The 25,701-nt window shown below is 39.5% G+C and carries 25 protein-coding genes and 2 riboswitches; of the genes, 12 read left to right on the top strand and 13 right to left on the bottom strand.

Features of this window, described 5'->3' with window-relative positions:
* Positions 1-84 precede the first annotated feature (84 nt).
* The 6 genes from glsA to BBI08_RS14270 all read left to right on the top strand — a co-directional run bounded on the left by glsA (position 85) and on the right by BBI08_RS14270 (position 8,315).
* A complete protein-coding gene (gene glsA, locus BBI08_RS14295) occupies positions 85-1,050 on the top strand; it encodes a glutaminase A (protein WP_065528247.1) in 966 nt (321 codons plus the stop codon).
* Between the two features lie 125 nt (positions 1,051-1,175).
* On the top strand, positions 1,176-3,224 hold the full coding sequence (locus tag BBI08_RS14290; protein WP_065528246.1) for a catalase: 2,049 nt from the start codon (positions 1,176-1,178) through the stop codon (positions 3,222-3,224).
* A gap of 104 nt (positions 3,225-3,328) precedes the next feature.
* Positions 3,329-4,426, top strand: coding sequence for a DUF2382 domain-containing protein (locus BBI08_RS14285; RefSeq protein ID WP_008496755.1), 1,098 nt, complete (start codon positions 3,329-3,331; stop codon positions 4,424-4,426).
* A gap of 95 nt (positions 4,427-4,521) precedes the next feature.
* Positions 4,522-4,722, top strand: coding sequence for a YwbE family protein (locus BBI08_RS14280; RefSeq protein WP_065528245.1), 201 nt, complete (start codon positions 4,522-4,524; stop codon positions 4,720-4,722).
* 145 nt (positions 4,723-4,867) lie between these two features.
* Complete coding sequence (locus BBI08_RS14275; RefSeq protein WP_065528244.1) at positions 4,868-6,994, top strand: ATP-dependent helicase; 2,127 nt, start codon at positions 4,868-4,870, stop codon at positions 6,992-6,994.
* A gap of 52 nt (positions 6,995-7,046) precedes the next feature.
* The gene (locus tag BBI08_RS14270) at positions 7,047-8,315 is read left to right on the top strand and encodes an MDR family MFS transporter (RefSeq protein ID WP_040850537.1); all 1,269 of its coding nucleotides are present in this window, start codon (positions 7,047-7,049) and stop codon (positions 8,313-8,315) included.
* 134 nt (positions 8,316-8,449) lie between these two features.
* Here BBI08_RS14270 and BBI08_RS14265 read toward each other — a convergent pair whose 3' ends face one another.
* Both BBI08_RS14265 and BBI08_RS14260 read right to left on the bottom strand, forming a co-directional pair.
* Positions 8,450-9,097, bottom strand: coding sequence for a hypothetical protein (locus BBI08_RS14265; protein ID WP_008496758.1), 648 nt, complete (start codon positions 9,095-9,097; stop codon positions 8,450-8,452).
* A 231-nt stretch (positions 9,098-9,328) separates the two neighbouring features.
* On the bottom strand, positions 9,329-9,640 hold the full coding sequence (locus BBI08_RS14260) for a DUF3243 domain-containing protein (protein ID WP_065528243.1): 312 nt from the start codon (positions 9,638-9,640) through the stop codon (positions 9,329-9,331).
* A 163-nt stretch (positions 9,641-9,803) separates the two neighbouring features.
* On the opposite strand from BBI08_RS14260, the gene BBI08_RS14255 reads away from it, so the two are divergent.
* A complete protein-coding gene (locus BBI08_RS14255) occupies positions 9,804-10,628 on the top strand; it encodes a VLRF1 family aeRF1-type release factor (protein ID WP_008496761.1) in 825 nt (274 codons plus the stop codon).
* A 31-nt stretch (positions 10,629-10,659) separates the two neighbouring features.
* Here BBI08_RS14255 and BBI08_RS14250 read toward each other — a convergent pair whose 3' ends face one another.
* Positions 10,660-11,340 (bottom strand): hypothetical protein, encoded by a 681-nt coding sequence (locus tag BBI08_RS14250; RefSeq protein ID WP_008496762.1) that lies wholly within the window; start codon positions 11,338-11,340, stop codon positions 10,660-10,662.
* 108 nt (positions 11,341-11,448) lie between these two features.
* Here BBI08_RS14250 and BBI08_RS14245 point away from each other — a divergent pair, with 108 nt between their 5' ends.
* Positions 11,449-11,805, top strand: coding sequence for a VOC family protein (locus BBI08_RS14245; protein WP_008496763.1), 357 nt, complete (start codon positions 11,449-11,451; stop codon positions 11,803-11,805).
* 41 nt (positions 11,806-11,846) lie between these two features.
* Here BBI08_RS14245 and hmpA read toward each other — a convergent pair whose 3' ends face one another.
* On the bottom strand, positions 11,847-13,028 hold the full coding sequence (gene hmpA, locus BBI08_RS14240) for an NO-inducible flavohemoprotein (protein ID WP_008496764.1): 1,182 nt from the start codon (positions 13,026-13,028) through the stop codon (positions 11,847-11,849).
* Between the two features lie 392 nt (positions 13,029-13,420).
* Between hmpA and BBI08_RS14235 the strand changes: the two genes are divergently transcribed.
* The gene (locus BBI08_RS14235; RefSeq protein ID WP_040850539.1) at positions 13,421-13,855 is read left to right on the top strand and encodes an RrF2 family transcriptional regulator; all 435 of its coding nucleotides are present in this window, start codon (positions 13,421-13,423) and stop codon (positions 13,853-13,855) included.
* Positions 13,856-13,888: 33 nt separating this feature from the next.
* Here BBI08_RS14235 and BBI08_RS14230 read toward each other — a convergent pair whose 3' ends face one another.
* The 3 genes from BBI08_RS14230 to BBI08_RS14220 form a co-directional block, all read right to left on the bottom strand.
* On the bottom strand, positions 13,889-14,311 hold the full coding sequence (locus BBI08_RS14230; RefSeq protein ID WP_008496767.1) for a pyridoxamine 5'-phosphate oxidase family protein: 423 nt from the start codon (positions 14,309-14,311) through the stop codon (positions 13,889-13,891).
* A gap of 87 nt (positions 14,312-14,398) precedes the next feature.
* A complete protein-coding gene (locus BBI08_RS14225) occupies positions 14,399-15,292 on the bottom strand; it encodes an EamA family transporter (protein ID WP_065528242.1) in 894 nt (297 codons plus the stop codon).
* 106 nt (positions 15,293-15,398) lie between these two features.
* Positions 15,399-15,617 carry a hypothetical protein gene (locus tag BBI08_RS14220; RefSeq protein ID WP_008496769.1) on the bottom strand — a complete coding sequence of 73 codons (219 nt, stop codon included), beginning with the start codon at positions 15,615-15,617 and terminating at the stop codon, positions 15,399-15,401.
* Positions 15,618-15,745: 128 nt separating this feature from the next.
* Between BBI08_RS14220 and BBI08_RS14215 the strand changes: the two genes are divergently transcribed.
* Positions 15,746-16,765 (top strand): STAS domain-containing protein, encoded by a 1,020-nt coding sequence (locus BBI08_RS14215; RefSeq protein ID WP_065528241.1) that lies wholly within the window; start codon positions 15,746-15,748, stop codon positions 16,763-16,765.
* Between the two features lie 46 nt (positions 16,766-16,811).
* Here BBI08_RS14215 and pepT read toward each other — a convergent pair whose 3' ends face one another.
* From pepT to BBI08_RS14185, 6 genes are all read right to left on the bottom strand, one after another.
* Positions 16,812-18,029 carry a peptidase T gene (pepT, locus tag BBI08_RS14210; RefSeq protein ID WP_008496772.1) on the bottom strand — a complete coding sequence of 406 codons (1,218 nt, stop codon included), beginning with the start codon at positions 18,027-18,029 and terminating at the stop codon, positions 16,812-16,814.
* Positions 18,030-18,128: 99 nt separating this feature from the next.
* A complete protein-coding gene (locus tag BBI08_RS14205; RefSeq protein WP_008496773.1) occupies positions 18,129-19,334 on the bottom strand; it encodes a M20 family metallopeptidase in 1,206 nt (401 codons plus the stop codon).
* Between the two features lie 27 nt (positions 19,335-19,361).
* Positions 19,362-20,195 carry a MetQ/NlpA family ABC transporter substrate-binding protein gene (locus tag BBI08_RS14200; protein ID WP_008496774.1) on the bottom strand — a complete coding sequence of 278 codons (834 nt, stop codon included), beginning with the start codon at positions 20,193-20,195 and terminating at the stop codon, positions 19,362-19,364.
* Positions 20,196-20,232: 37 nt separating this feature from the next.
* Complete coding sequence (locus tag BBI08_RS14195) at positions 20,233-20,883, bottom strand: methionine ABC transporter permease (RefSeq protein WP_008496775.1); 651 nt, start codon at positions 20,881-20,883, stop codon at positions 20,233-20,235.
* Positions 20,873-21,904: a methionine ABC transporter ATP-binding protein gene (locus BBI08_RS14190; RefSeq protein ID WP_008496776.1), complete on the bottom strand. Its 1,032-nt coding sequence runs from the start codon at positions 21,902-21,904 to the stop codon at positions 20,873-20,875. The genes BBI08_RS14195 and BBI08_RS14190 overlap by 11 nt, the downstream gene beginning before the upstream one ends.
* A 132-nt stretch (positions 21,905-22,036) precedes the next feature.
* A riboswitch (SAM riboswitch) is annotated at positions 22,037-22,151 on the bottom strand.
* A gap of 112 nt (positions 22,152-22,263) precedes the next feature.
* Positions 22,264-22,905, bottom strand: a complete 642-nt coding sequence (locus BBI08_RS14185) for a glycerol-3-phosphate acyltransferase (protein ID WP_008496777.1) — start codon at positions 22,903-22,905, stop codon at positions 22,264-22,266.
* A 132-nt stretch (positions 22,906-23,037) separates the two neighbouring features.
* A riboswitch (SAM riboswitch) is annotated at positions 23,038-23,155 on the top strand.
* A gap of 94 nt (positions 23,156-23,249) precedes the next feature.
* On the opposite strand from BBI08_RS14185, the gene BBI08_RS14180 reads away from it, so the two are divergent.
* Complete coding sequence (locus tag BBI08_RS14180) at positions 23,250-24,542, top strand: O-acetylhomoserine aminocarboxypropyltransferase/cysteine synthase family protein (protein WP_008496778.1); 1,293 nt, start codon at positions 23,250-23,252, stop codon at positions 24,540-24,542.
* Between the two features lie 12 nt (positions 24,543-24,554).
* A complete protein-coding gene (gene metX / locus BBI08_RS14175) occupies positions 24,555-25,568 on the top strand; it encodes a homoserine O-acetyltransferase MetX (RefSeq protein ID WP_065528240.1) in 1,014 nt (337 codons plus the stop codon).
* The last annotated feature ends 133 nt before the right edge of the window (positions 25,569-25,701 follow it).

Raw genomic sequence — 25,701 nt, 5'->3', positions numbered from 1 at the left:
GAGGTTTTGTTGTTTCATACGAGCTTTTGACAAAGATAGCACTTTTCATTCATGATAAGGAAAAGAAAACTTAGGAGGGGTGTCATGCAAACTAACTCGCGGATTCAAGAACAATTAGAAGCCTGGGTGGAAGGAAATAGAGGCCATGCCATATTAGGAACTACCGCTCAATATATACCTGCACTTGGAAAAGAAGACCCGAGTCAGCTTGGAATTTGTATGCTTGATGACAATGGAAATTATTATTGCGCAGGGGATACTGATAAAGAGTTTACGTTACAGAGTATTTCAAAAGCATTGACGTTTATTGCATTGAGTTGTAATTATGGTTTGGATTTTGTGTTGGAGCGTGTCGATGTAGAGCCAACTGGCGAAGCATTTAATTCAATCGTTCCATTTGAAATTCATCGCCCCAACAAACCATTTAACCCCTTTATCAATGCAGGAGCTATAACCATTTCAGCGTTATTACCAGGGCAAACTAGCCAAAAAAAATATGAATTTCTTCTGCATTTTCTAGAAAATCTAGTGGGCCACCCTCTTGAACTTGATAAGGAAGTATACGATTCTGAATGGGCATCTTCACACCGTAACCGAGCTTTAGCTTATTACTTGAAAGAGGCTAAATTCCTGGAAATTGAAGTAGAAGAAGCGCTTGATATTTATATTCGTCAATGTGCGATAAAAGTAAGCACGAAAGATTTGGCGTTAATTGGGTTGATCATTGCATATGATGGATATAATCCGATTACAAAAGTAAAGCATTTTTCTGATGAAATTGCGCAAGTAGCAAAAGTATTAATGGTAACTTGTGGCATGTACAACTCATCAGGGAATTTTGCAGCACATGTTGGAATTCCAGCGAAAAGTGGTGTATCTGGTGGAATCATGGCAGCTGTTCCACCAAAGCTCCACTCCCAAACGTATGAGTTTCGTGCAGGAGCCGGGATTGGCGTATATGGTCCAGCGATTGATGTACAAGGAAACAGTGCAGCAGGCACAATGATGCTGCGGCAAATTTCGAAAGAATGGGATTTAAGCATCTTTTAATCTAACCTCGTAGGCTTTTATCAGCTTGCGAGGTTTTTTTTTTTTTGAAAAAAATGAGAAAAACGTGTTTTTTAAATGAAGACAGGGTAAAAGAAAAATGAATAAAAAACAGAAGGAGTGGCAAAATGGCGAAAGAACCTAATGTAAATGAAAACAGCAAAGACGAACAGTTGGAACAGTATCGTGTAGATGATTCTGGAAAAAGTTTGACAACCAATCAAGGGCTTAAAATGGCTGAAGATGAATTTTCATTAAAAGCTGGTGAACGCGGTCCGACTTTGATGGAAGATTTTCATTTCCGAGAAAAAATGACCCATTTTGACCATGAACGAATTCCAGAACGAATTGTACATGCAAGAGGATATGCTGCACATGGTGTATTTGAAACTTATGACTCTTTAGAGCATTTAACAAAAGCGAAATTTTTATCAGAAAAAGGAAAAAAGACCCCTGTATTTGTCCGGTTTTCAACTGTCGCAGGATCAAAAGGATCTGCTGAGACGGTAAGAGATATTAGAGGGTTTGCGACTAAATTTTATACAGAAGAAGGAAATTATGATTTAGTCGGCAATAATGTGCCGGTCTTTTTTATCCAAGATGCCATAAAGTTCCCTGACTTTGTTCATGCGGTAAAACCAGAGCCGCATAACGAAATGCCACAAGCTGCGAGTGCTCACGATACATTATGGGATTTTGTTATTAATAATCAAGAAACTGCACACACGATTATGTGGTTGATGTCCGATCGAGCAATTCCACGCAGTTTCCGAATGATGGATGGATTTGGTGTACATGCTTTCCGTTTCGTTAATGCAGAAGGTAAATCGCATTTTGTGAAATTTAACTGGAAATCGACACTCGGTACCCATTCGCTTGTTTGGGACGAAGCGCAAAAGATTGCTGGAAAAGATGCTGATTTTAATCGCCGTGATTTGTACGAGTCCATCGAACAAGGAGATTTTCCTGAGTGGGAATTAGGCGTTCAAATTGTTGCAGAAGAAGATGAGCACAAATTTGATTTTGATCTATTAGATGCAACTAAGTTATGGCCACAAGAAGAAATTCCAATTCAAATCGTTGGCAAAATGACATTAAATCGCAATGTCGACAATGTATTTGCGGAAACAGAACAAGTTGCCTTCCACCCCGGGCATGTCGTACCAGGAATCGATTTTTCAAACGATCCATTGCTTCAAGGACGTCTGTTTTCTTACACGGACACGCAATTGTTACGTTTGAATGGACCCAATTTCCATGAGTTGCCAATCAACCGACCTGTATGTCCGTTTCACAACAACCAACGGGACGGATTTGGTCGCCAAACGATTAACAAAGGACGGGTTGCTTACCAAAAAAGTTCATTTACGAACAGCACGCCTGCTCCTGTAAGTGAGGCTGAAGGTGGGTATTCACATTACCAAGAAAAAATGGAAGGTCGTAAAGTACGTGCTCGTAGCGAAAGCTTTAAAGATCATTTCTCACAAGCGACGATGTTTTGGAACAGCATGACCAAACCAGAGCGCGAACATATTATTGAGGCATTTAGTTTTGAACTTGGAAAATGCCAAGAAATGTGGATTCGTGAAGGGGCTGTTGAAATGTTTGCCAATGTTAATTTAGAAATGGCTCAGGCTGTTGCTAAAAATATTGGAGTAGCACCACCGACGAGTTGGGGTTCTGATGTGACTAAAACTTCGCCTGCATTAAGCATGGAAAACACTGTGAAATCAGCAGCTACTCGTAAAGTGGGTGTATTGGTTGGTCAAGATTTTAATGATGTAGAAGTGATGAAGATTCTCGAAGAATTTGAAAGCAAAGGCGTAAATTACGAAGTCGTTAGCGAAACCCAAAGTAAATTAAGTGGTAAAGACGGGAAAGAACTTGAAGTCGATCATACATTTACGACGACAGATCCAGTGCTTTACGATGCGATTTACGCAGTAGGTGGACCCGATGTAAGTAAGAAATTTGCCAAAGAAGCTTCACGTTATATCGGAGAAGCATTCGATCATTACAAGCCAATCGGTGCTACTCATGATGGACAGAAATGGCTACAAACAGCTGGCATTAAAGGACAACCGGGGGTTGTGGCAACAGAAGATGCGTCTAATTTTGCTAACTTATTCATTGAAGCTATTGCCGCACACCGGCACTGGGGCCGAACAATCGAATAAAAATTTATAAAACACATGTCCATTCCAAAAGGTTTAAGAAAATGCGCATTGGGTATTTTTTAGATTAAGCAAGCATAGAAAACAAAAAAATGGAGGAATAGGAAATGACTAACAATAAATTTATGGGTACATTCGACAGTGAGACAGAAGTATTAAACAAAATCGAAGAATTGAAAGCACAAGGTTCTCGTGAAGATGATATGTATGTAATGGCACGTGATGAAGATCAAATCTCGATGCTTCGAGGACGAACAGACGTAGATTATAAATCAGCTGAAGGAAATTGGATGGATAAATTCATGGGCTTCTTATCAGGCGATGATTCCACACGTGAAGCATTTTCAGGTATGGGTGTAGACAAAGACGAAGCCGATCGCTATTACAATGAAGTGCAAAACGGTAAAATTCTATTGTTTGTAGACCGTGAATACGGTGCAAACTATGAAGGGGAAGCGCCTTACGATAACACATCGACAAGCACAGAAGCAGGGACAATGGGTGCCGCTAGTCTAACTGGTAGCCGATTAGACAGAAATCATATGGACAATGAAGCTGTAGGTAGAGATGGTCTAACAGTAGATACTAATGATGAGAATGACGTCTACTATAATAAGAAACACGATACTTTTAGCCGAGAAACTACTGAAACAGCAGGTGTTGGAAACGAATCAGGAACAGCATTTGGTCTTGAATCTGAACGCACAGAAGATAGATTTACAGATACAAATCGTTTTGAAAATAAAGATACAAATCATCACACAGAAGAAGAAAAAATTCAATTACATGAAGAGCGCTTAAGCGTTGATAAAGAACGTGTACAAACAGGTGAAGTTAATGTTGGGAAACACGTTGTTGAAGAAAACCAGTCAATCGAAGTACCGGTAGAACGCGAAGAAGTTTATATTGAACGTCGTCCAGTAAATGAAGAAACAGTTGGGAATTCTTTTGATAAAGAGTCTACATTAACAGGAGATGCTTATCAAGAAGGCCAAGACATTCACATTCCCGTGTCAGAAGAGCATGTAGAAGTTACGAAAAAAGATGTAATAGCTGAAGAAGTTGTCGTTGGAAAACGCAAAGTACAGGATACAGAAACAATCAATGAGACAGTTCGTCATGAGGAAGCAGATATCGATGACGATACTAATTTTAAAGATAACAAATTGAACCGTGAAGAGCGCACAGATCGTGACCGTTTCTAATAGAAAAGAGTGTGAAAGGCGGGGATGATTCCCCGCCTTTTTTTGTCGGTCTAGAAAGAATAGCGTATAGTAGAAGAAAGCTAGGAGGGATAAGCATGGACGGTAAAAAAAGAAGTGACGTGAAACCCGGTATTGAAGTAAATGTGATTTTAAAGCAAGATCAGCGTTCAGGTAAGAAAACAAAAGGGATTGTAAAGGATCTACTGACAAACTCAGCAACTCACCCGCATGGCATTAAAGTGCGTTTAGAAGATGGACAAGTGGGACGAGTTTGTGAAATTCTTTCTGCAAAGTAAAAGTGATTTCGAGACATAGGATTAGCGAGACAAAGGAAAGACTTATAACTACAAGTAAAGACAAATTCACCAAAACCGGACCCATAAAAAGGGTCCGGTTTTGTGTTAATATAGGGGTATTGAAAAAATGAAGGAGTCTCTTATGATGAGTCAATTCTTTGAACGCAAAAAACAGGAACTTGGAGTTCAATTAAATAAAATACAACGAACAGCAGTCGAGCGAACAGAAGGTCCGTTATTGCTACTCGCGTGCCCTGGATCTGGAAAAACAACTACGATGATCATGCGGATTGGTTATTTAATCGAGGAAAAAGGGGTATCACCTTCGCGGATTAAAGCGATTACGTTCAGTAAAGCTTCAGCCAACGATATGCTCGAACGTTACAAGCGCTTTTTTCCATCACTACAACCAATTGATTTTTCAACTATTCATAGCCTAGCTTTTCAAATCACTCGTGATTATTTTTCAGGTTCGCGTTACATCATGATTGAAGGTAATGAAGCAAATGGTCTTCACAAAAAAAAGTTGCTTCGTGAAATGTACCGAACAGAAAACGATGAGCCGATTACAGACGATCAATTAGAAGAATTGATTTCGTTCATTAGTTATGTAAAGAATAAAATGTTACCAAGAAAGCAATGGGCTAAACTAAAAGAGCCTTTTCCTGGAGCGATTGAAATACTAAAAACCTATGAAGCTTTTAAAGAAAACTATGAGGTAAGGTTAGTAGATTTTGACGATATGTTGTCACTTGCTTACGAAGCATTAGAAAAAGATAAAAGCTTGTTAGCGAAATTTCAAGGACGCTGGGATTACGTCATGACAGATGAAAGTCAAGATACGTCACAAATTCAGCATGCCATTGTGGAAAAGTTAGTAGCGCGCCATAAAAACTTATGTGTCGTAGCAGATGACGATCAATCGATATACACCTGGAGAGCAGCTGAACCTACGTATTTATTGAAGTTCAGAACGGTTTATCCAGATGCTTATATTATGAAAATGGAGCGCAATTACCGTTCTTCTCAGAACATTGTTCATACTGCGAATGCGTTTATTAAAACCAACAAAAAGCGTCACGATAAGAACATGTTCACCAAACAAGGAGAAGGCGATCCGATTGTTTTAAAACGCTTAAGTTCAGAAGAAGCGCAATTCAAATATGTGCTGAAAGAACTCAAGGAATTGACGGACTATGGTGATGTGGCTATTTTGTATCGCAATAATTCATCTTCGACTTTGTTAATGAGTGAACTTGAACGTTTAGGTATTCCATTTTATATGAAAGATTCGGATAATCGCTTTTTCTCGCATTGGATTGTAGAAGACATGCTGAATTTTATGCGTTTTAGCTTAAAGCCGGAACGCATTGATATTTATTCGAAAATCGCTTCTAAAACCAATGCGTATTGGTCAGGTAGCCAACTGAAAATGCTAAGTCGAATGAAATCGACAGGCGAGCATGCTTTTGATGACATCAACTTAACGATCACGTTAAAAGACTATCAACTTAAAATTTTGGCCGAGCAAAAAAAATGGTTTGAAGCATTAAATGACATGAAACCATTAAAAGTGATTCGAACGATTCGAGGGGAAATGGGTTACGACCAAATGCTCGCTAGCCGTGCTGAGAAGTTTGGTATGAAAATGACGTACTTAGCACAAATCCTCACCACACTAGAACAAATCGCGGAACCGCTTGACTCAATGATGGCGTTTGCGAAGCGGCTTAAGCAATTAGAACAAGTAACTCAGCAAGCCAAAAAAGAAAAAACTGACGATATGCTGACCTTATCAACTTTCCATAGCTCAAAAGGCTTGGAATTTGAACGAGTTTATATGATTGATTTGGTAGAAGGCGTTATACCAACTGAAGAAGATGCAGAAACACCTGATTTATTAGAAGAAGCACGTCGATTATTTTATGTAGGCATGACGAGAGCAAAAACGCATTTAGAGCTCATTAGTCATGGCAATGAATCACGCTTTGTTGAAGAAGTACGCAAGTTAATTGTTCCTGAAAAAAGACTAGCTACCACGCAAAGTAGTGTAGCTAAAACCCCTATTAAAGTAAAAGTACCAGATAACCCAAATGCGATTCACACTGAAGAGGTTTTGCGTGAAGGTGTTCATGTTCGTCATCGCGTTTTTGGTGCGGGCGAAATTGTTGAACGAGACAAAGAGCGGATTTCCATTCAATTTGCTAAAGAAAGAAAAGACTTAATGATCGATATTTGCATTAGCTATAAATTATTAGAAATAATCGAGTAGCGCTTCTGTAAAAAAGCAGATGTGACATAGAGAAGAACGCGGGGTACTAGAAATGAGATTTAGGGACTGGGATCGAAGTTTAAAGGTTCGTTTAATAGGCGAATTTTTCATGAATACAAGTTATTGGATGGTATTCCCGTTTTTAGCGATTTATTTTGCTGAAGAGTTCGGTAAAGGAACTGCCGGGTTATTACTCGTAATTTCGCAAGTTTTTTCAGTAGCAGCAAACTTAGTCGGTGGATATTGCGCAGACCGTTTCGGGCGTAAGCGTATGCTTATCGTAGCATCTGTCGCACAAGGGTTTTCGTTTTTACTGTTTGCCTTTGCGAATTCACCGTGGATGCAGTCTCCTGAGCTAGGGTTTATCGCGTTTACACTTGCAGGAATGTGCGGCTCGCTATACTGGCCTGCAAGTCAGGCCATGATTGCAGATGTCGTACCGGAAAAATACCGTAGTGATGTCTTTGCTATTTTTTATACGACTTTAAACATTGCAGTAGTAGTAGGTCCATTATTTGGTGCGGTACTTTTCTTTTCGTACCGATTTGAATTATTGCTTGTCGTTACGGTCATTTCGATGCTGCTTGGCTTAGTATTGAAATTGTTAACAAGAGAAACGTTAGCACAAGCTATGGTAGACAAATGGCAGACTCAAACAGCGATAGGTTGGGTTGGGGCTATTTCAAAGCAGTTTAAAGAATACGGGTTAATCTTCAAAGATCGCCTATTCTTATTATTCATCATTGCTGGAATTTTAGGTGCCCAAACCTTTATGCAATTAGATTTACTAATACCGATTTACTTGAAAGAAACAATTGATAGTCAAACCGTTGCGACGTTATTTGATAAAGAGTGGTTTGTCACTGGCGAAACTTCTTTTGGTCTCTTGCTCGCTGAAAATGGATTGTTCGTTGCGTTACTAACTGTGGTTGTGACAAGATGGATGACGAAATTTCCAGAGAAATGGGTTTTCTTTGCCTCAGCTGTTTTCTACGGCCTAGCGATGTGGTTATTCCCGTTAACATCATGGTTTTGGATATTTGTTGTAGCAATGGCGATCTTCACGTTTGCGGAGTTGATGGTTGTGGGTCTACAGCAAAGCTTCATATCAAAACTAGCGCCTGAAGATATGCGTGGCCAATATTTTGCGGCTGCGAGTATGCGTTATACCATCGGTCGTATGATTGCACCAATCTCCATTCCGATGACTGCTTGGTTTGGTTTTTCTTGGACATTTGGTGTGCTCGGTCTTCTCGCAATAGCGAGTGGGTTTGTGTATCTATTAATGTTCAAACTATACGAAAAAAGGCCTTCCCAATAAGGAAGGCCTTTTTGCTTGTAAACAAAAAATCTTTTCTAGAAAGAATGGATGAGGTGCTCGCGTAGAATTGGCGAACAATGATAAAGTTACGTATCAATCGGTTGAAAGTTACGATGTGATTTTGAAATTTTGCATTAGTTAGCAGTTTTGGGTGGTTTGCATAGGATGTAGCAAGAATTTTTAAAGCGTTTGCTATCACTCGAAACAAAATACCAATGGTCATTGATTTTCCGGTAGGTATAAGAAGTGTCCAACTCGGACATGGTCGGATATGTACCTGTAGAAGAATAGACAAAGCCTTCCGTTAAGCCGATAAAGTCTAGAAAGCGTGGCGTAGCTGTTTGGAAAAAAATGAAATGCTTTTCTTCTGAGTACATGCGCGCGTCAATAAAGGAATCTCTATTGGCTAATGTATATTCTGGAGGTGTGTAATAAAAAGCAAATCCTGCATTAGTAGGGTCTTTTTTCTGGATTTCTCCAGACAATAGCTGATCGATCATTTCATTGCGTTCGTCTTGGAACACATAATAGTTTAACTCGACTTCAAACACATGAAATGCAAGATTCACCAGGCTGATGCCGACCACCAAAATAATCAAAGGGGCGAATATTTTTTTGAAGGCACCGACAATCGCCCACACCAGTATGATAAAAACAGCTAAGAAAATAAACCGTGGAAGCTGGTACTGCTGTAAAGCCTGGATGTTGATAAAATCAATTGATTGAAGAACTATTACCAACAGCACGCCGACAATCGCCCCAAACATGAGTTGTCTTTTCATTTTCACATACTCCTTTATTAGGTGGATAATAACTAAAATTGTTATCGTCTTTATTATATAGAAATTTTTACCGAATGGAGTTTATTTCGGTGCTTTCCGAAGACCCATTCCTAGCAAAATAGCTATTTTTCATAAAAATAAGCAAAGAGGTTGTGGAATGAATTCATTCCACAACCTCTTTTGTCTACAGTCTAAAAGGCCTTCCTAATGAGGAAGGCCTTTTACTTTGATTTAGTTTTGGTCTTTAGCTAATTTCACGAGCATATGTGCTAACATATGCTGTTGGTCTTTATCGCCAACCTGCCATAAACGTTGCAGCAAGTATTCTTCGCTATTTTTAGGCTCTTCTTTTTTCGCAAGATGAGATGCAACTTTCTCTGCTAATTGCGCGATGCGCTCTTCGCTTAATCCCATTTTCTCGCCTAACTCTACTTTTTCACTTAAGTAATTAATGAATACGGAAAAATCTGCTAAAATCTGTTCTTTTTTCTTCTCATCTGTATTTGATAATTTCTCTTCAACTTGTTTATTGATGTTCTCCATTTCTTCGCCAACTCCCTTGTGATTTTTCAATACAATGTTTATTTACCACTGACGCGATGGTTTAAACATCGGATTTTTAATAAAGGTTCCGAAAATTCGTTTAAATTAACTGCTTAAGGGTAATCAGGTAGTGATGATGGAATACAAAGAGGAGGATGATTAAATGACCTTATACGACAAAATCCAGGAATTGAAAAGTTTTGAATGTCCAGACCGTTGCGTGTTAAGTGTATATTTGAATACCAATCCAGCTGATTTGAACGCCCAGAATGGGGCATGGAAGATCCATCTGAAAAACGGGTTAAAACGATTAGACGAATATTTAAAAGCATCAAACAATGAAGAAGAAATGAAAGCATATAAGAATTTACGGAAAAAAGTAGAAAAAGAAATTTTAGACAACCAAAATGAACTTCAAAAAGGTGTCGTAATTTTTGCTTCAGAACACAATGATTTGTGGTCTGTACATTACGTACAAGTTCCAGTGAAAACGAGTTTTCATTGGGAAAACAAACCTGAACTAGAAGAGCTTCGATATATGTACAAAGCTTATCCATACGCTGGAATTGTTTTACCAGGCTTTAAAGGCATTCGTGTCATTGATACATCCATGGGAATTATTAACGAAGAGTTCTTTTATGAGTTTGATTCAGGCTTAGAGGTTTGGACAGAACAGAAAGGCGCACGCAGTTCTGGGCGAGTAGGTGTTGGTGCAGGTAGCACAGTCACCGGTGGTGGTGGAGGCAGTCCCTCTGATGAATTGGACCATCGACTAAAAGAAAACTTAGAGCGTTTCTATAAAGACATGGGCGGCAAAATGGAGAAGTTGAAAAAAGAACGCAAATGGGAAGAAATCCATATAGTTGGTGAAGCTGACCATGCTAAATCATTTGCGAAAACACTTCACCAAAAACCGAATAGCTGTGTTTATAAAAACTTAATGAACAACGATCCGGGCAAAATCCTGCATGAAGTATTCGAAGTATAAACAAACACCTCAGCATATTTGCTGAGGTGTTTTAATTTGGTGTTGGACAAAATGTACAAGTAGCAAAAGCGGGCATCTCTTTATAAAGGCAGCAAGTTTTTCGTAACGGTTTCGAGACAGCTAGTTGCAGGGGAGTAGTGCCGAGTAACTTCGCAAGGTAAGAAGTTTTGATAGGCATCCAATTTGTGTCTTGCAAGAGCCACTCTAAATCTTGTGCAACGAGTCGAGGGTTTCGTGATTCTAAACTAGCGTAATACCATAACACAGAACCTAAAATATTCTCCCAACAAGTAATGGACGAAATTTTCGTGGTTTTTTTGAACTCATTTAATAATTCATCTACTTGTTTATAGAGAATATCATGAAATGCTTGATACCGTTTATCTGGCGTGATGAGTTTAAATGTTGCGGACTTCACATGCGTTTCTAATAGTGGCAAGCCGTAATTATGAACACGGTTAAATTGTAATTCTCGCCAATCAACATCAAAATAACCATCGGATTGATGGAGCAAAGTAAATTGAGCCGTTACATACAAGGCATATTGCCGAAAAAAATAAGAAACAGCCACACCAGCATTATCGGTGTCACACCAAGTTTTTAATTCTTCTATCATGGTGGGAATATCTTGACTTAATGCTTGTTGTGACATGCGATCGACTACTACAGACTGAGCAGTTAATCCATATTTGACTTGTTGGGGAAATGTCATTATGGTTCACCTCTTTTTAAATATGCTACGGTAAATGCGAGCGGTTTGCAAAGCACGAGTTGAGATTTTTTAAAAGACATGACTAAACTGGAGAAAAGGAGTGAGTTTATGACATTTTCTATTTCACAAATTGATCACGTTCAAGTAGTAGCACCTGTAGGACAAGAAGAAATGGCAATTGCGTTTTACGCGGGTGTCTTAGGAATGAAAGTAATTGAAAAGCCTGCCGCGTTAAAAGCTAGAGGTGGAGCGTGGTTTGAGTTTGGTAATCAGCAATTGCACGTAGGAGTCGAAGAACCTTTTTCACCAGCCAAAAAAGCGCATCCAGCATTTCGGGTAGCGGGTTATGGGGAGATGAAAACGCATTTACTAGCGAACAAAATTGAAATAAAAGAAGACGATAGTATTCAAGGCGTTGAACGATTTTTTGTTTTCGATCCGTTTGGAAATCGTCTAGAGTTTTAATTGTCAAAAAAAGCTGCCCAAATGGACAGCTTTTAAAGAACTTATACAGTTTGAAGAGCTACAGCTGGGCCAAAGAATTCAAAGTGAATTTGTTCTTCTTTCATGCCAAGTGTGTGTAATTCTTTGATCATTGCTTCCATGAAAGGAACAGGACCACATACATAAACATCACCTGTAATGTCGACGTATTCTTCTAAGGTAGCACGTGTGATATAACCTTCTGGTTGATCTGAGTAAAGAGTTTTATAGCTAGCATTCTCCATCGACGCCACATGTTTTTGAATATCTTTATCAAAAGCATGCATTGATTCATTACGCGTAGCGTGAAGGAAAGCAGTTGGGCGTTCTGGTGTTGATGTTGCGACTGTTTCAAACATACTCATCATTGGCGTAATACCTACGCCTCCGCTGACAAATGCTACGGGTGTATTTTTTGTAGTATCAAGAACAAATTCACCAGCGGGAGCACTAACTTCAAAACGATCGCCCACTTTCATGTCATCATGCAGGTAAACAGAGACGCGTCCGTTCGGGTCGTTGTCTGCATCACGTTTAACAGAAATGCGGAACTCATCTTCGCGAGCTGCTTGAGACAGGCTGTATTGGCGATTAAACAAATACTCTTCTCCTGCAATTGCCATACGCACAGAGATGTATTGGCCAGGTTTGTAAGAAGGAACGTTTTTGCCGTCTACTGGTTTCAGATAGAAAGAAGTGATATTTTCGCTTTCTGGTTCTTTGCGGACAATTGTGAATTCCTTAAAGACGCTCCAGCCATTTTCTTGAGTTTCCATATTTGCATACATGTCTTTTTCAACGCCGATAAAGGCATTTGCGATGACGCCATAAGCTTCTTCCCAAGCATTCATGATGTCATCAGTCGCTGCATTGCCCAATACTTCTTTAATTGCTTTTAATAAGAAATCGCCAACAATCGGATAATGTTCTGGTTTAACTCCTAAGCTAACGTGTTTATTCGCAATTTGAACAACTGCTGGAAGAATTGCTTCAAGGTTGTCGATGTGAACGGCTGCGGCATAAACCGTGTTTGCCAAGGCTGCTTGTTGACGACCTTGTTTTTGATTTGCGTGATTAAATATATTCAAAAGTTCTGGGTGTGCTTCAAACAGATTTTTGTAAAATACAGTTGTAATCGCTTCTCCGTGTTGCTCTAATACCGGTACTGTGGATTTAATGATTGTTCTTGTCTCTACTGATAACATAGTCAATCTCTCCTTTTGTTTTCTATAACTTGACTATACGCCTTTAATCTCTTTAAAGATATATTTTAAATACATCTTTAAAATATAGACACATTTAGCTTCACAAAGACGTCACAACCATTAAGATAGTTCCTTTTTTCCAGTAAATGGCGATACTGTCGACTTTCTTCTGAATACTGTCCAAATCGATGAAATACTGTCCAAATGACATCAAATACTGTCCGAATCAATAAAATACTGTCCAAACACAAAAAAGCCCAACCAATGCTGATCAGCTCACTTAACTATTCATGATTTATACTCGAAGCCACTACAACTAAAACAGTGAGGTCCATTTGCTTTCGAACAAACAATAAAATCGATATAATGAACATGCAGAAGAGGTGAGAAAAATGAGGTTGACCATGTATACAGATTTCTCGTTACGTGTGTTGATTTATTTAGGCACAAAAGAACCAGATAAGCTGACAACGATACAAGAAATTTCAGAAGCATATAGTATATCTAAAAATCATTTAACAAAAGTTACATTTGAACTTGGAAAAGCGGGTTTTATTCATACTGTTAGAGGCAGAGGGGGCGGTATTCGTCTAGCAGACCTCCCACAAAACATTAATGTAGGTACCGTAGTAAGAAAAATGGAAGATGACTTTCATTTAGTAGAATGCTTTGATCCGACTACAAACCGTTGCCCAATTTCACCGGTTTGCGGACTTCGTGGTGTTTTAGGAAAAGCGCTTCATGCTTATTTGGCAGTACTCGATGAATATACGCTTGAAGATCTTATGTTCAATAAAGAAGGGCTTCGTGAAATTTTGAAGACATAAAAAACGGCTCAGAATTCTGAGCCGTTTTTGCATTTACAATTCTAATGATTGAGGTTCTTGCCCTTTTTTATTCATTAACCGTACACGAGTTGGTTTAATGGCAAGAATGGTCAAGTTCGGATCATCCGGACCTTCAAACCAGCCTTCTAAATGTTCATTCCACACTTTATCAATCATTTCGCGATCGTCATTTAATGACATGCTTCCTTCAATCTCTAAAAATGAATCGCCAATACCTTCACCGTCATAGCCTAAAAGAATGTGGGCATGAGGATTGGCCTCCAATTCATCAACTTTTTGCGTTTTTTTACTAGTAGCTGTATAGAGTGTGAAATCATCGTTAAAAAAAGTCATATAGCGCGAATGGGGTTTATCTCCTTTAATCGTTGCAAGGGTCCCCACATAACTATTTTCGAGTATTTTTAATGCCTCTTTCTTCACTTCTTCTTGATTCATCCAATACCACTCCTTTTGTCTTTGTAGTTATCTATTCCTTTTTTGATTCGAACTAAACATAAAACGACCTGCTAGAGTAGCAGGTCGTTAAATCTGTTGGACTATTTTCGGAGTTCGATCGAATGCACTCGGAAGCACCATCCCAATTAAGATGATGAAGATTCCTACGATTTGAAGAACTGATAATGTTTCGTGAAGGATAAGGACTGATGCTATTACAGCTACGGGCAATTCCATAGCACTTAAAATAGAAGCGAGACCAGAGCCGACGCGTGGTACGGCGACAGAAAAGAAATAAATGGGCATAATAATTCCGAAAAAGCCTAATAATACGCCGTAAATCCATAAGCCCTCATTGAACAATTGTCCGTTCCAAACAATTTCAGGTGTTTGAAAAATCCCGACTACAATTGCTGCGAAAAAGGATACGTAAAATAGGCGCGCGGAAGTATCCATACCAGTGATTTCCTTGCCATTGACGAACATAAATGCCGAAAAACAAAAAGCAGCGCCTATTCCCCAAGCCCAACCTTGCCAAGGAATTCCACTCAAGTCGGTTCCGATAATACCAGCCGCAAGTAAAGTACCTGCAAACAGTATAATCAATGAAAAAACCTCTGTCCTTTTAAGCCATCTACGGTTGACAATACAATCTAAGAACATTCCAATCCATGTGAATTGAAAAAGCAAGACAACCGCCAAAGAAGCCGGTAGGAAATTAAGTGAATGCGCATAAACCGATCCTGTAGCAGCGGTGAGACTGCCGGAAATAACCAATATTTTCCACCCTTTGATTTGAGGCATTTTACGTTGTGTAACAAAAAATAAAAGAGCCGCCATTGCGAACCCGATAAAGTATTGGCTAGTGACTGCTTCTGCAGCGGTAAAACCATTTTTCATGGCTACCTTTATAATAGTTGAGAGGACGCCATAACAGCTTGCTGCCACGACGACCATAAGTGGATAAATCCAGTTTTTCATTTCTTTTCACTCCTGTTCAAATGAGAATCATAGCACAAAAAGACCGCAGAGAATACCCTCTGCGGTCTTTTATAAAAGGATTAACTTTTACGAAAATTCATCTTATTTATTCGGGGAATTTTTCTTCACTTGAAGAACTGTCTTTCGTGCCACGTTTATCTTTTTCTTCTCGTTTTTCTTGTTTTAAATCTTCCATCGGGATAGGATCGACATGCATTTCTTCTTCATGCATTTCGGTCAATGTTTTTTTATCCGTTTTATATTGTTCGGGATTGTCCATAGAAGCATGGTCACTTGATTTACGTTCTTGTTCTTTTTCTGACATATTGTGCACCTCTTCCTTTTCGTATTATTCTTTGTATTCCTTAAATGAAATTTTTAAAACATGAAGTTTCTTCTTAACAAAATAGCAAATATGATAAGATGAAATCAAGGAACGGAAGGAGCTTTATAATGAATGCTAAACCAGCAATAACAGTAGGTGGCTTAAGTTTCGAATGGGATTTGGCCAATGGACGCTTTTTGTTTGAAGGGCAGGAATCTGTTCTATTTTGGACTTCAACAGCTATGAAAATGTTTTTTGATTCTATAGAAGAAATTTCTGGGGAAGATGCGGCAAATGTCGTATTGGAATCAACAGGATATCGTCAAGGTTTGATAGTAGGGGGATATTTTCAGAACATGGAAGGCGTTTCTGCTGCCGAAGCTTCTCAATTGATTACGAACACTTATGCTTCCGCAGGATGGGGACTAGCAGAAATTAAAGAATTAGATGTGGAAGCACGTACGCTAGAAGTGCACTTGAAAAACAGCTGGGAGCATACAATCAATGTAGCGCAAGAGAAAAAGGAGGGAGGTAGTTTTTTACCTGCCCATTACGCAGGGATTTTCTCTTCGCTTTTTAATGAAAACATTTGGTATAAGGTCGTACATCACCAGTTAGATGGCTATGAAGAAAGTGTAATTCAGTATTTCCCCTCGGAAGAAACCATTCAAAAAAATATTCATCGCTTATCCCGTGTAAAAGAAGAGGAAAAAATCAACGAGCTAGAACGATTGGTAGATGAAAAAACCCAAGAACTCAGTGAAATGATTAAAGAAATCTCATCACCGCTTATTCCGGTTCTTGAAGGTATCGTCGTCGTCCCGCTACTCGGAACTTATGATGAGGCACGTGCAGAAGAACTATTAGTGAAAACTTTGCAAAATATGCCGAAGCACAAAGCCAAGTATTTAATTTTGGATTTGACAGGATTAAACACTAATTTCACACATCACGCTGCTATGTTGATTGAAAAACTTGGTTCGACAGCTTCATTAATTGGCACACAGACTATTTTGGTTGGTATTTCCGCGAAGATGAGTCAAACCATTACAGAAGCAACTATCAATTTATCAAAATTTGAGTGTTTCCAAACTTTGCAACACGGCATTCATTACGCCTTAGCTCAAAATGGCAGAAGCATTATATAAAATCAAAAGACGTATTGGACTCGATCCAATACGTCTTTTTTGAATTTTATTTCGCTGATTTCACGATTTCGATAATGACTTGTGTGGCTTTTTCCATGTTTTCAGCGGAAATAAATTCATATTTTCCGTGGTAATTTTCGCCGCCTGTGAAGATATTCGGTGTTGGAAGTCCCATGTATGATAATTGAGAGCCGTCTGTACCGCCGCGAACAGGAACAATATTCGGTTCGATGCCTAACGTAATCATCGCACGTTCTGCATTGTCGACAATTTCCATCACCGGTTCGATTTTTTCACGCATATTGTAATATTGATCTTCAATTTCTAATTGAATTGCGTCATTGCCGTATTGTTGTTGAAGTTTTTCTGCAACAGCTTGCATATGACGCTTTTTACCTTCGAATTGTTCTTTATCAAAATCACGAATTATATAGCTCAACTCAGCAGATTCCACAGTACCTTCGAAATTATTCAAATGAATAAATCCTTCGTAGTTCTCCGTTAATTCAGGAACTTCGTTTTTCGACATCTCTTGTTGGAATTGAATCGCAACAGTTTGGGCATTGACCATTTTATCTTTTGCCGAACCCGGATGAACACTTTTCCCTTGAACAACTAATTTACCACTCGCTGCATTAAAACTTTCGTATTGCAGTTCACCAAGCGGACCACCGTCCATCGTGTAAGCGTACTCTGCACCAAAGCGCTCAACGTCGAATTTGTGAGGACCGCGACCGATTTCTTCGTCGGGCGTAAAAGCAACACGGATTTTTCCGTGTTCGATTTCTGGATGCTTAGATAAATACTCCATTGCTGTCATGATTTCTGCAATACCCGCTTTGTTATCCGCACCAAGAAGTGTCGTGCCATCGGTTGTGATTAACGTATGGTCCACATAATTTTTTAAATCAGGAAAATCCGATACCATCATCTGAATACTGTCACTTAACAGAATATCTTGTCCATCATAATTGTCGATACGTTTTGGGTTGACATTTTTCCCAGTAAAATCAGTCGCTGTATCTACATGTGCTAAAAAGCCGATGACTGGAATTTCTTTATCTGTGTTTGCAGGCAAAGTACCAAAAAGATACCCGGCATCATCCATGCCAACTTCTGTGAGCCCAATGCTTGTCATTTCTTTTTCTAATTCATGGAGTAAGTCCCATTGCCCTGGTGTAGAAGGTGTTGACTCACTCGTGAAATCAGATTGTGTATCAATTTTTGCATAACGAACCAATCGTTCAATTAACGCCTCAATCATGTATAAATCCCCCTAAAATCAGTCTTGTTTCTATTTTACCACGAAGCAAGAAAATTCTGGCGCAAAAGAAAAACGATGCCCACGTAGGACATCGATTCATTAATTTTGTTGTTTTACTTTGAGAGATTCTTGATGTGCAGCTTTGATTTGTTCCAATAGATTGTTGTCTGTCAATAACTGATATCCCGTGTTAGCTAATGCTTTAGCACCTCGGATTAATGCTCTATCGCCTTGATCGGATTTTGCTGCTTCCCGAAATTCTTCTGTATGTGCAATTAATGTTTCAGGTCCGATTTTAATATAGCCATGCGCCGTCGGAACTTCATAACTAATATTGCCAGCATCTGTAGAACCAAGACCAGAGATTCGAGAATCGGCTACGGTTTCACCTTGCGCTTCGAGTTCATTACGGATTAACGCATCCAAAGCAGGAGTTAGCACTAAATCACGTACTTCATTTTGAAAACGTTCAATTTTAACAGTAGCGCCAGTAGCTAAAGCAGCACCTTCAGCAATTGCACGGATTTTACGGGCCGTATCAGCCGTTTTCTTCCATGAATCCCCGCGAATATAAAAGCGCGCCGCCGCATACTCTGGAATAATATTGGGGGCGTCTCCGCCGTGCGTAATAATACCATGAACACGTGCATCTGACGGCAATTGCTGACGTAAAGCGTTAATGCTATTAAACAATTGAAGCACAGCATCTAATGCATTTATGCCTTTTTCAGGAGAACCTGCTGCATGAGCAGGTTTGCCGTAAAAGTGAAATTCTAGTGGATCAACCGCAAGAGAAGGACCTGTGATAGCTGAGTTTCCAGAAGGGTGGAGCATTAGCGCTACGTCAATCTCTTTGAGTAAACCGTGTTTAACTAAACTGCCTTTTGCACTACCATTTGGACCACCTTCTTCGGCAGGAGTTCCAAGAACAACAACTTCACCACCAGCAGAGTCGAGTGTTTTAGACAAGGCAATCGCGGCGGCGACACTTGTTGTGCCAATAATATTGTGTCCACAAGCATGTCCAATTCCAGGAAGTGCATCGTATTCAGCAAGGTATGCGATAGTAGGGCCAGAACGTTCACTTTTTTTACGAGCAAAAAACGCAGTTTCATGCCCAGCGACACCTTTGTCGACCATAAATCCAGCTTCTTCAAGCAAACTGATTAATAACGAACTAGCGAAAAATTCTTGGTTGCCAATTTCAGGATGGTCGTGAATTTCATGGCTCGTTTGAACGTATTTTGTACGTCTTGCGTCGATAGACTGAGAAATGGTCTGAACTGCTTCTTTAATAAGTGCCATGAGAATGCCTCCTTTATGGAATATGGTTTATTGGTAGTCGACTAGTTCTTCCACTGTCACGTTCGTTGGAATTTGAGCGCCTTTTGTATGTTCAATGATAAATTCCGTCGTGTCTTCTTGTTGATATAATTCAACGATTTTCAAATAAGCTTCGTTGTCTGCATCTTCAGCATTTGCTGCAATCAAATTAATATAAGGTTTTGCTGTATCACTTTCACGTGCGATAGGATCTTCTGTCGGATTCAATCCAGCATCTACTGCAACACCATTATTAATAATTGAAGCGGCAACATCAGGCATAGCGCGTGGTGTATGACCAGAAACCATTGGGACAATTTCAATGTTTTTCGGATTTTCGGTAATGTCTTCAGCTGTCCCAGTTAGTCCAGCATCTTCAGAAAGAGTGATTACACCAGCTTCGTCTAGAAGTAAAAGTGCACGACCCATGTTCGTCGCTTCGTTAGGTACAGCGATTTGTGAGCCTTCTGGAAGTTCCTCAATAGATTCATATTTATCGGAATACAATCCCATTGGCGCGATGACAGTAGAACCAATTGGAACAATATCGATATTGTGTTCGGCAACAAATTCATCAAAATAGGAAATCGTTTGGAACGCATTTAAGTCCAATTCTCCTTCAGCCAGAGCCAAGTTAGGTGCTACATAATCAGAAAAAGTTTGAATTTCCAAATCAATGCCTTCTTTTTCAGCTTTTTCAGCAATATAATCCCAAATGGTCGTATCAGAACCACTAATGCCAAGTGTTACTTTCGTGGTTCCTTCAGCATTGCTATCGTCTCCGCATGCTGCCAAAACTAATGCCAGTAATGTTAGTAATACTGTTGCTGTGATTTTTTTCATAAATAATTCCTCCAATTTTGTGTGGGCTTGTTTAGTGTTAACTGCGTCTTACACGTCTTGATAGTATATTTCCGAAAGATTGAACTCCTTGCACGAGTAAGACAAGAATAGCTACTGTGATAACCATAATAAAGGTATCGAATCTCTGATATCCGTATGTAATCGCTAAGTCTCCAAGGCCGCCGCCGCCAATAGCGCCAGCCATAGCAGATGCGCCGATCAATCCGACTACAGCTATAGTTAATGCAAGAACTAGAGAACTGAGAGCTTCTGGAATCAAGAACCGAAAAATGATTTGCGCCGGTGAAGCACCCATCGCTTGGGCCGCTTCGATAACTCCTTTGTCGACTTCTAGGAGCGAGTTTTCGATTAACCGAGCAATATAAGGTCCTGCGTAAAACACTAAAGGAACTATCGCTGCTGCAGTTCCAATAGAGGTTCCGACAATAAGTCGTGTCAACGGAATAATGGCGACCATTAAAATAATAAAAGGAATCGAGCGGAAAATATTGATGACTATGTTTAATACATTAGATACCGACTCGTTTTCTAATAAATGACCTTTTCGGGTAACTACTAGAAAGATTCCGAGTGGAAAGCCGATCAATAAGGAAAAGCCGAATGCTGCGCCAGTCATATAAATGGTTTCCCATATAGCTTCTAAAATTTGATCATAGTTAACTGACATAATGAGTAACCTCCTCTATGTGTATGTTGTTGTCTCGAATAGAGGTTATTGCGCGTTCAATTTCTTTTAGTTCGCCGGAAAATTCCACAATTAAGTTGCCGTACGGAACCCCTTGTAATTCGGTAATATTTCCAAATAACACATTTAAATCTACGTTAAAGTTGCGTGATACACGAGACATTACGGGTGTGCCGACTGAATTCCCTGTAAACTGCAAACGAAAAATTGTGTGATCGCTATGCGGTTCATGAATTTGGGCTAGCAAGGATTCGGGTAATTCATCATTCATGACAGAGCGGACAAAACGTTTTGTTGTAGCTTGTTGTGGATTCGAAAAGACTTCAAAAACAGTGCCTTGCTCAATGACTTTCCCTTCTTCAAGAACCGCCACTTTGTTACAGATCTCTCGAATAACACCCATCTCATGAGTAATAAGCAAAATGGTGATATTGTATTCTTTATTGATTTTTTTGAGTAAATCCAAAATAGATTTAGTAGTTTGAGGATCAAGCGCTGACGTCGCTTCATCGCATAACAGAACAGAAGGGTTTGTAGCAAGGGCACGAGCTATACCGATCCGTTGCTTTTGTCCACCCGACAATTGATCTGGATATTTTTGTGCTTGGTCTGCAAGTCCTACAAAGTCGAGTAAATCTTTTACTTGTTTTTCAATGTCTGCTTTAGGCGTCTTTGCCAGTAGCAGTGGCATAGCCACATTGTGAAAAACGGTTTTAGAATTCAGTAAATTAAAATGCTGAAAAATCATACCGATATCTTTTCTGATGGTACGAATTTCTTTGCTAGATAGCGTCGAAATATCCTTTCCGTGAATTAATACACGTCCTTTAGAAGGACGTTCGAGCAGGTTTACTGTGCGGATTAATGAACTTTTACCAGCACCACTAAAGCCGATAACTCCGTAGATTTCGCCAGTTTCGACAGTTAAATCGATGCCATTTAATGCATGGATTTCCTGTTTCCCTGATTGGTAGGTTTTGGCGACGCCTTCGAATTGAATCATGTTGACTTGACCTCCTCATGCTGTATTTTTTCAAATCGTTAATGCTCACAATCCGTTGAGAAACTAGACAAAAAGAGCCCTCTTTTTTCTTAAACCATAAGAAAAAAGAGGGCTCCTGTAGAAACCATCTAATTCTCATCTTCCAAATGCACGAGTGCATTTGCAGGAGTTGGCACAGTTTTTGTGGTTAAACAAATCTGCTGCCGAAACGTCATAGGGCCTGTCCCTCGGTTTCTCTGGATAAGAAAGTGATGTATGCTATTCGATTCGTGATTCCTACTTTATGGCGGAATAGCAAAAAAGTCAAGAAGAAGATTGATTTTTATTTCAAAAATTTTGAAATGCGCTCAACTTCCTAATTAAACTGGAGTGGAAGGTTTCTTCTGAAAAACTGCAGATACTTTTGTTTCAGTACCATTCTTTATTCGTATAATATTTTCGCGATGCTTCCAAACGGCCATTGCAAAAAGTAGAGTACCGATCAATAGTGGCCAAAGCCCAATTGCAGGGACAACTGCTATTATATAAAAAACAGCATATAGTACAAGTACGCCGATAACGAGATAGTCTGTTGCCAGCGAAACGACAATCAATAACAATAATCCAAGTAAACCAAGCTTCCAGTCGAGTGCTAACATGACCCCAATAACAGAAGCAGTTCCTTTACCTCCGTCAAACTTCATATAGAACGGAAAGTTGTGACCGAAAATAACGCCAGCACCTGCCACAAACAGCATCGACCACGTGAGCTCAGGAGAGAAATTACCTAAACCTAGTAGCAGCCGTAAACCTACAACTGCCGCAAATCCTTTAAAAATATCAATAACAGCAACGAGCAATCCATACTTCCAACCTAAAACAATTGCTGCATTAGAAGCACCGGAGTTTTTCACGCCGGAGTTTTTAACATTCACACCGGATAACATTTGTGCCATCAGAGCCCCGTGACAACAACCAATTCCATAGCTGACAATAAATAATAGCGAAATCCAAATAAACATAGCTGGTTCCTCCTTTATATAAAAGATAACGTTTGAAAAGAGTTGAAGTTTCAAAATTTTTTGACTAATAAGCTTGACAAATGAAAAAAAAGTTTCTATACTTCAAAACAAGATCAAAAATTAAATTTAATACTCTTATCAAGAGTGGCGGAGGGATAGGCCCTGTGATGCCCGGCAACCAACAGACGATTTTGTCTGGAAAGGTGCTAATTCCTACAGAACCGGAGTTATAGGTTCTGATAGATAAGAGGAGGAAAACTCCGTATATGCGGCCCTCTTCTTAGCGAAGGGGGCTTTTTTCGTCCTCTTTGCAGCAACAAAACAAAAAATAGGGGGAATAGAAAATGACAAACTTAAAACCAGAAACATTATTATTACACGGTGGACAACAAGTAGATCCAACAACTGGATCGAGAGGTGTACCGGTTTATAAAACAACTTCTTATGTTTTTAAAGATACGCAGCATGCACAAGATTTATTTGGTTTAAAAGATGTTGGAAATATTTACTCACGTATTATGAATCCGACAGTGGATGTGTTTGAACAGCGAGTAGCGTTATTAGAAGGTGGGACTGCAGCAGTTGCTCTTTCTTCAGGAATGGCAGCAATCGCCTTTTCTATTTTGAACATTGCAGAAGCCGGGGATGAAATTATAGCGGATAGCAGTCTTTATGGTGGTACTTATAATTTATTTGCCAATACATTGCCACGTTATGGCATCACAACTAAATTTGTAGATGCGACAAACCCAGAGAATTTTAAAGCAGCCATTACAGATAAAACAAAAGCATTATTTGGGGAAATTATCGGTAATCCGAGCTTGAACGTCTTTGATGTAGAAAAAGTAGCAGAAATTGCTCATGCACACGGATTGCCATTATTGATCGATAATACATTTGCTTCACCATATGGCAGCAATCCAATTGAGTTTGGAGCAGACGTAGTCATTCATTCAGCTACAAAATGGATTGGTGGACATGGGACGACAATTGGTGGAGTGGCAGTAGATGCTGGAAAATTCAATTGGAATAATCCACGCTTCCCGAACTATACAGAACCGGATGAAACTTACCATGGACTGCGTTATGGCATTGATGTACCGGATGCTGCCTTTGCGACAAAACTACGCGTTCAATTATTGCGTGACTTTGGCCCGTCATTAAGCCCTGATAGCGCCCATGCTTTGTTGCAAGGGTTAGAGACTTTGCATTTACGTATTCCAAAGCACAATAGCAACGCTCAAATTATTGCAGAGTACTTAAAACAACATCCGCAAATTGAGTGGGTCAATTACCTAGGATTTGAAGATCATCCTTCTCATCAAATTGCGAAGAAATACTTGAAAAATGATGGTTATGGATCGATTGTCAATTTTGGTATTAAAGGTGGACGAGAAGCCGGACGTAAAGTAATCGACAACATTAAGCTTTGGTCTCATGTAGCTAATGTTGGCGATGCGAAATCGCTTATCATCCATCCTGCCTCTACTACACATCAACAATTAAACGATGAAGAACTGAAATCATCAGGCGTAACAGAAGAGTTAATCCGACTGTCTGTGGGATTAGAAAATGCAGAAGATCTAATTGCTGACTTAGAGCAGGCAATCCAAGTAACCGTGTTAGAAAACGTATAAGGAGGAATCGGCATGAAAACAGTATCCGTTGGCTCATTAACCTTGGACTCAACTAAGACGATAAACAATGTAGAACTTGCATATGAACGTCTCGGAGATAAAAATGCTCCTGTTATTCTGGTTTGTCATGCGCTAACTGGAGATCAACATACAGTTGGCACAGAGCAAAATCCAGGTTGGTGGGCGGGACTAGTTGGTCCGGGGATGCCAGTGGATACGACTGTTTTTCAAGTGATTACTTTTAATGTGTTAGGCGGTTGTCATGGATCGACGGGACCTTTATCGGTCAATCCTTTAAGTGGGGCACCATACAAAGCTGATTTCCCAACCCTGACGATACGTGATATGGTCCGAGCAGAATATCAAGCGTTAAAAAAACTAGGAATTAAGAAAGTGGCTGCAGTAATCGGGGGGTCACTTGGGGGGATGAAAACCCTAGAGTGGGGAAGAACTTACCCGGAATTTATCGGAGCGATTTTTCCGTTAGCCGTTACTCCGTATTATAGTGACTATGGAGTAGCATTTAACCACATTGGGATAGTAGCAATTGAAAATGATAAAGATTTTAATGGCGGGAATTACAAAGACGCTAGTTTGTTAAAAGGATTCGAAGTAGCTAGAATGGCTGGTATGGTTACTTATCGGAGTGGCAAAATGTTCAATCAGCGTTTTGGGCGGAGCGGTAATGATAGCGAATTCAATGTACAGTCGTATTTAAATTATCAAGGAAAAAAATTAGCAGGTCGTTTCGATGCGAATAGTTATTTAGTGTTGTTAAAAGCAATGAATACACATGACATTGAAGGTGCAGTTTTAGAAGTTCCGGTATACTCTTTATCATTTACACATGATTTACTTTATCCGAATGAACTGATGGTTCCATGGCTTGAAAAGCAAACTAATACAGCTTGGAAAATCATTGAAACGGATTTTGGTCATGACGGATTTTTGATAGAGTTTGAAAAATGGGGAGGCTTTATAGAAGAAAAGTTAAAAAGCCTTATAGTGCCGGAGCTTATAAGGTAAACAATTTTATTGAAATCAAGTATGGAGAAGCTGACATAAAAAAGCATCTAGGGCTGATTAGTCCTAGATGCTTTTTTATGCTATTTAGAAAGTTTTGAATACCCTTATTTTCCGAAGCTTATCGCTCGCTCCC

Origin of the sequence: Planococcus halocryophilus, assembly GCF_001687585.2 — a bacterium.
Taxonomy (GTDB): Bacteria; Bacillota; Bacilli; order Bacillales_A; family Planococcaceae; genus Planococcus; species Planococcus halocryophilus.
This window is presented reverse-complemented; position numbering and strand designations above follow the sequence as displayed.

Excerpts from the sequence above, each read along its gene's own strand:
- BBI08_RS14185 (WP_008496777.1), bottom strand. The coding sequence starts at position 22,905 with ATGTTTATTTGGATTTCGCTATTATTTATTGTCAGCTATGGAATTGGT.
- BBI08_RS14290 (WP_065528246.1), top strand. The coding sequence starts at position 1,176 with ATGGCGAAAGAACCTAATGTAAATGAAAACAGCAAAGACGAACAGTTG.
- BBI08_RS14180 (WP_008496778.1), top strand. The coding sequence starts at position 23,250 with ATGACAAACTTAAAACCAGAAACATTATTATTACACGGTGGACAACAA.
- BBI08_RS14230 (WP_008496767.1), bottom strand. The coding sequence starts at position 14,311 with ATGAATCAAGAAGAAGTGAAGAAAGAGGCATTAAAAATACTCGAAAAT.
- hmpA (WP_008496764.1), bottom strand. The coding sequence starts at position 13,028 with ATGTTATCAGTAGAGACAAGAACAATCATTAAATCCACAGTACCGGTA.
- BBI08_RS14255 (WP_008496761.1), top strand. The coding sequence starts at position 9,804 with ATGACCTTATACGACAAAATCCAGGAATTGAAAAGTTTTGAATGTCCA.
- BBI08_RS14250 (WP_008496762.1), bottom strand. The coding sequence starts at position 11,340 with ATGACATTTCCCCAACAAGTCAAATATGGATTAACTGCTCAGTCTGTA.
- BBI08_RS14270 (WP_040850537.1), top strand. The coding sequence starts at position 7,047 with ATGAGATTTAGGGACTGGGATCGAAGTTTAAAGGTTCGTTTAATAGGC.
- metX (WP_065528240.1), top strand. The coding sequence starts at position 24,555 with ATGAAAACAGTATCCGTTGGCTCATTAACCTTGGACTCAACTAAGACG.
- glsA (WP_065528247.1), top strand. The coding sequence starts at position 85 with ATGCAAACTAACTCGCGGATTCAAGAACAATTAGAAGCCTGGGTGGAA.
- BBI08_RS14190 (WP_008496776.1), bottom strand. The coding sequence starts at position 21,904 with ATGATTCAATTCGAAGGCGTCGCCAAAACCTACCAATCAGGGAAACAG.
- BBI08_RS14285 (WP_008496755.1), top strand. The coding sequence starts at position 3,329 with ATGACTAACAATAAATTTATGGGTACATTCGACAGTGAGACAGAAGTA.
- BBI08_RS14235 (WP_040850539.1), top strand. The coding sequence starts at position 13,421 with ATGAGGTTGACCATGTATACAGATTTCTCGTTACGTGTGTTGATTTAT.
- BBI08_RS14260 (WP_065528243.1), bottom strand. The coding sequence starts at position 9,640 with ATGGAGAACATCAATAAACAAGTTGAAGAGAAATTATCAAATACAGAT.
- BBI08_RS14280 (WP_065528245.1), top strand. The coding sequence starts at position 4,522 with ATGGACGGTAAAAAAAGAAGTGACGTGAAACCCGGTATTGAAGTAAAT.
- BBI08_RS14205 (WP_008496773.1), bottom strand. The coding sequence starts at position 19,334 with ATGGCACTTATTAAAGAAGCAGTTCAGACCATTTCTCAGTCTATCGAC.
- BBI08_RS14265 (WP_008496758.1), bottom strand. The coding sequence starts at position 9,097 with ATGAAAAGACAACTCATGTTTGGGGCGATTGTCGGCGTGCTGTTGGTA.
- BBI08_RS14275 (WP_065528244.1), top strand. The coding sequence starts at position 4,868 with ATGAGTCAATTCTTTGAACGCAAAAAACAGGAACTTGGAGTTCAATTA.
- pepT (WP_008496772.1), bottom strand. The coding sequence starts at position 18,029 with ATGATTGAGGCGTTAATTGAACGATTGGTTCGTTATGCAAAAATTGAT.
- BBI08_RS14200 (WP_008496774.1), bottom strand. The coding sequence starts at position 20,195 with ATGAAAAAAATCACAGCAACAGTATTACTAACATTACTGGCATTAGTT.
- BBI08_RS14245 (WP_008496763.1), top strand. The coding sequence starts at position 11,449 with ATGACATTTTCTATTTCACAAATTGATCACGTTCAAGTAGTAGCACCT.
- BBI08_RS14225 (WP_065528242.1), bottom strand. The coding sequence starts at position 15,292 with ATGAAAAACTGGATTTATCCACTTATGGTCGTCGTGGCAGCAAGCTGT.
- BBI08_RS14220 (WP_008496769.1), bottom strand. The coding sequence starts at position 15,617 with ATGTCAGAAAAAGAACAAGAACGTAAATCAAGTGACCATGCTTCTATG.
- BBI08_RS14195 (WP_008496775.1), bottom strand. The coding sequence starts at position 20,883 with ATGTCAGTTAACTATGATCAAATTTTAGAAGCTATATGGGAAACCATT.
- BBI08_RS14215 (WP_065528241.1), top strand. The coding sequence starts at position 15,746 with ATGAATGCTAAACCAGCAATAACAGTAGGTGGCTTAAGTTTCGAATGG.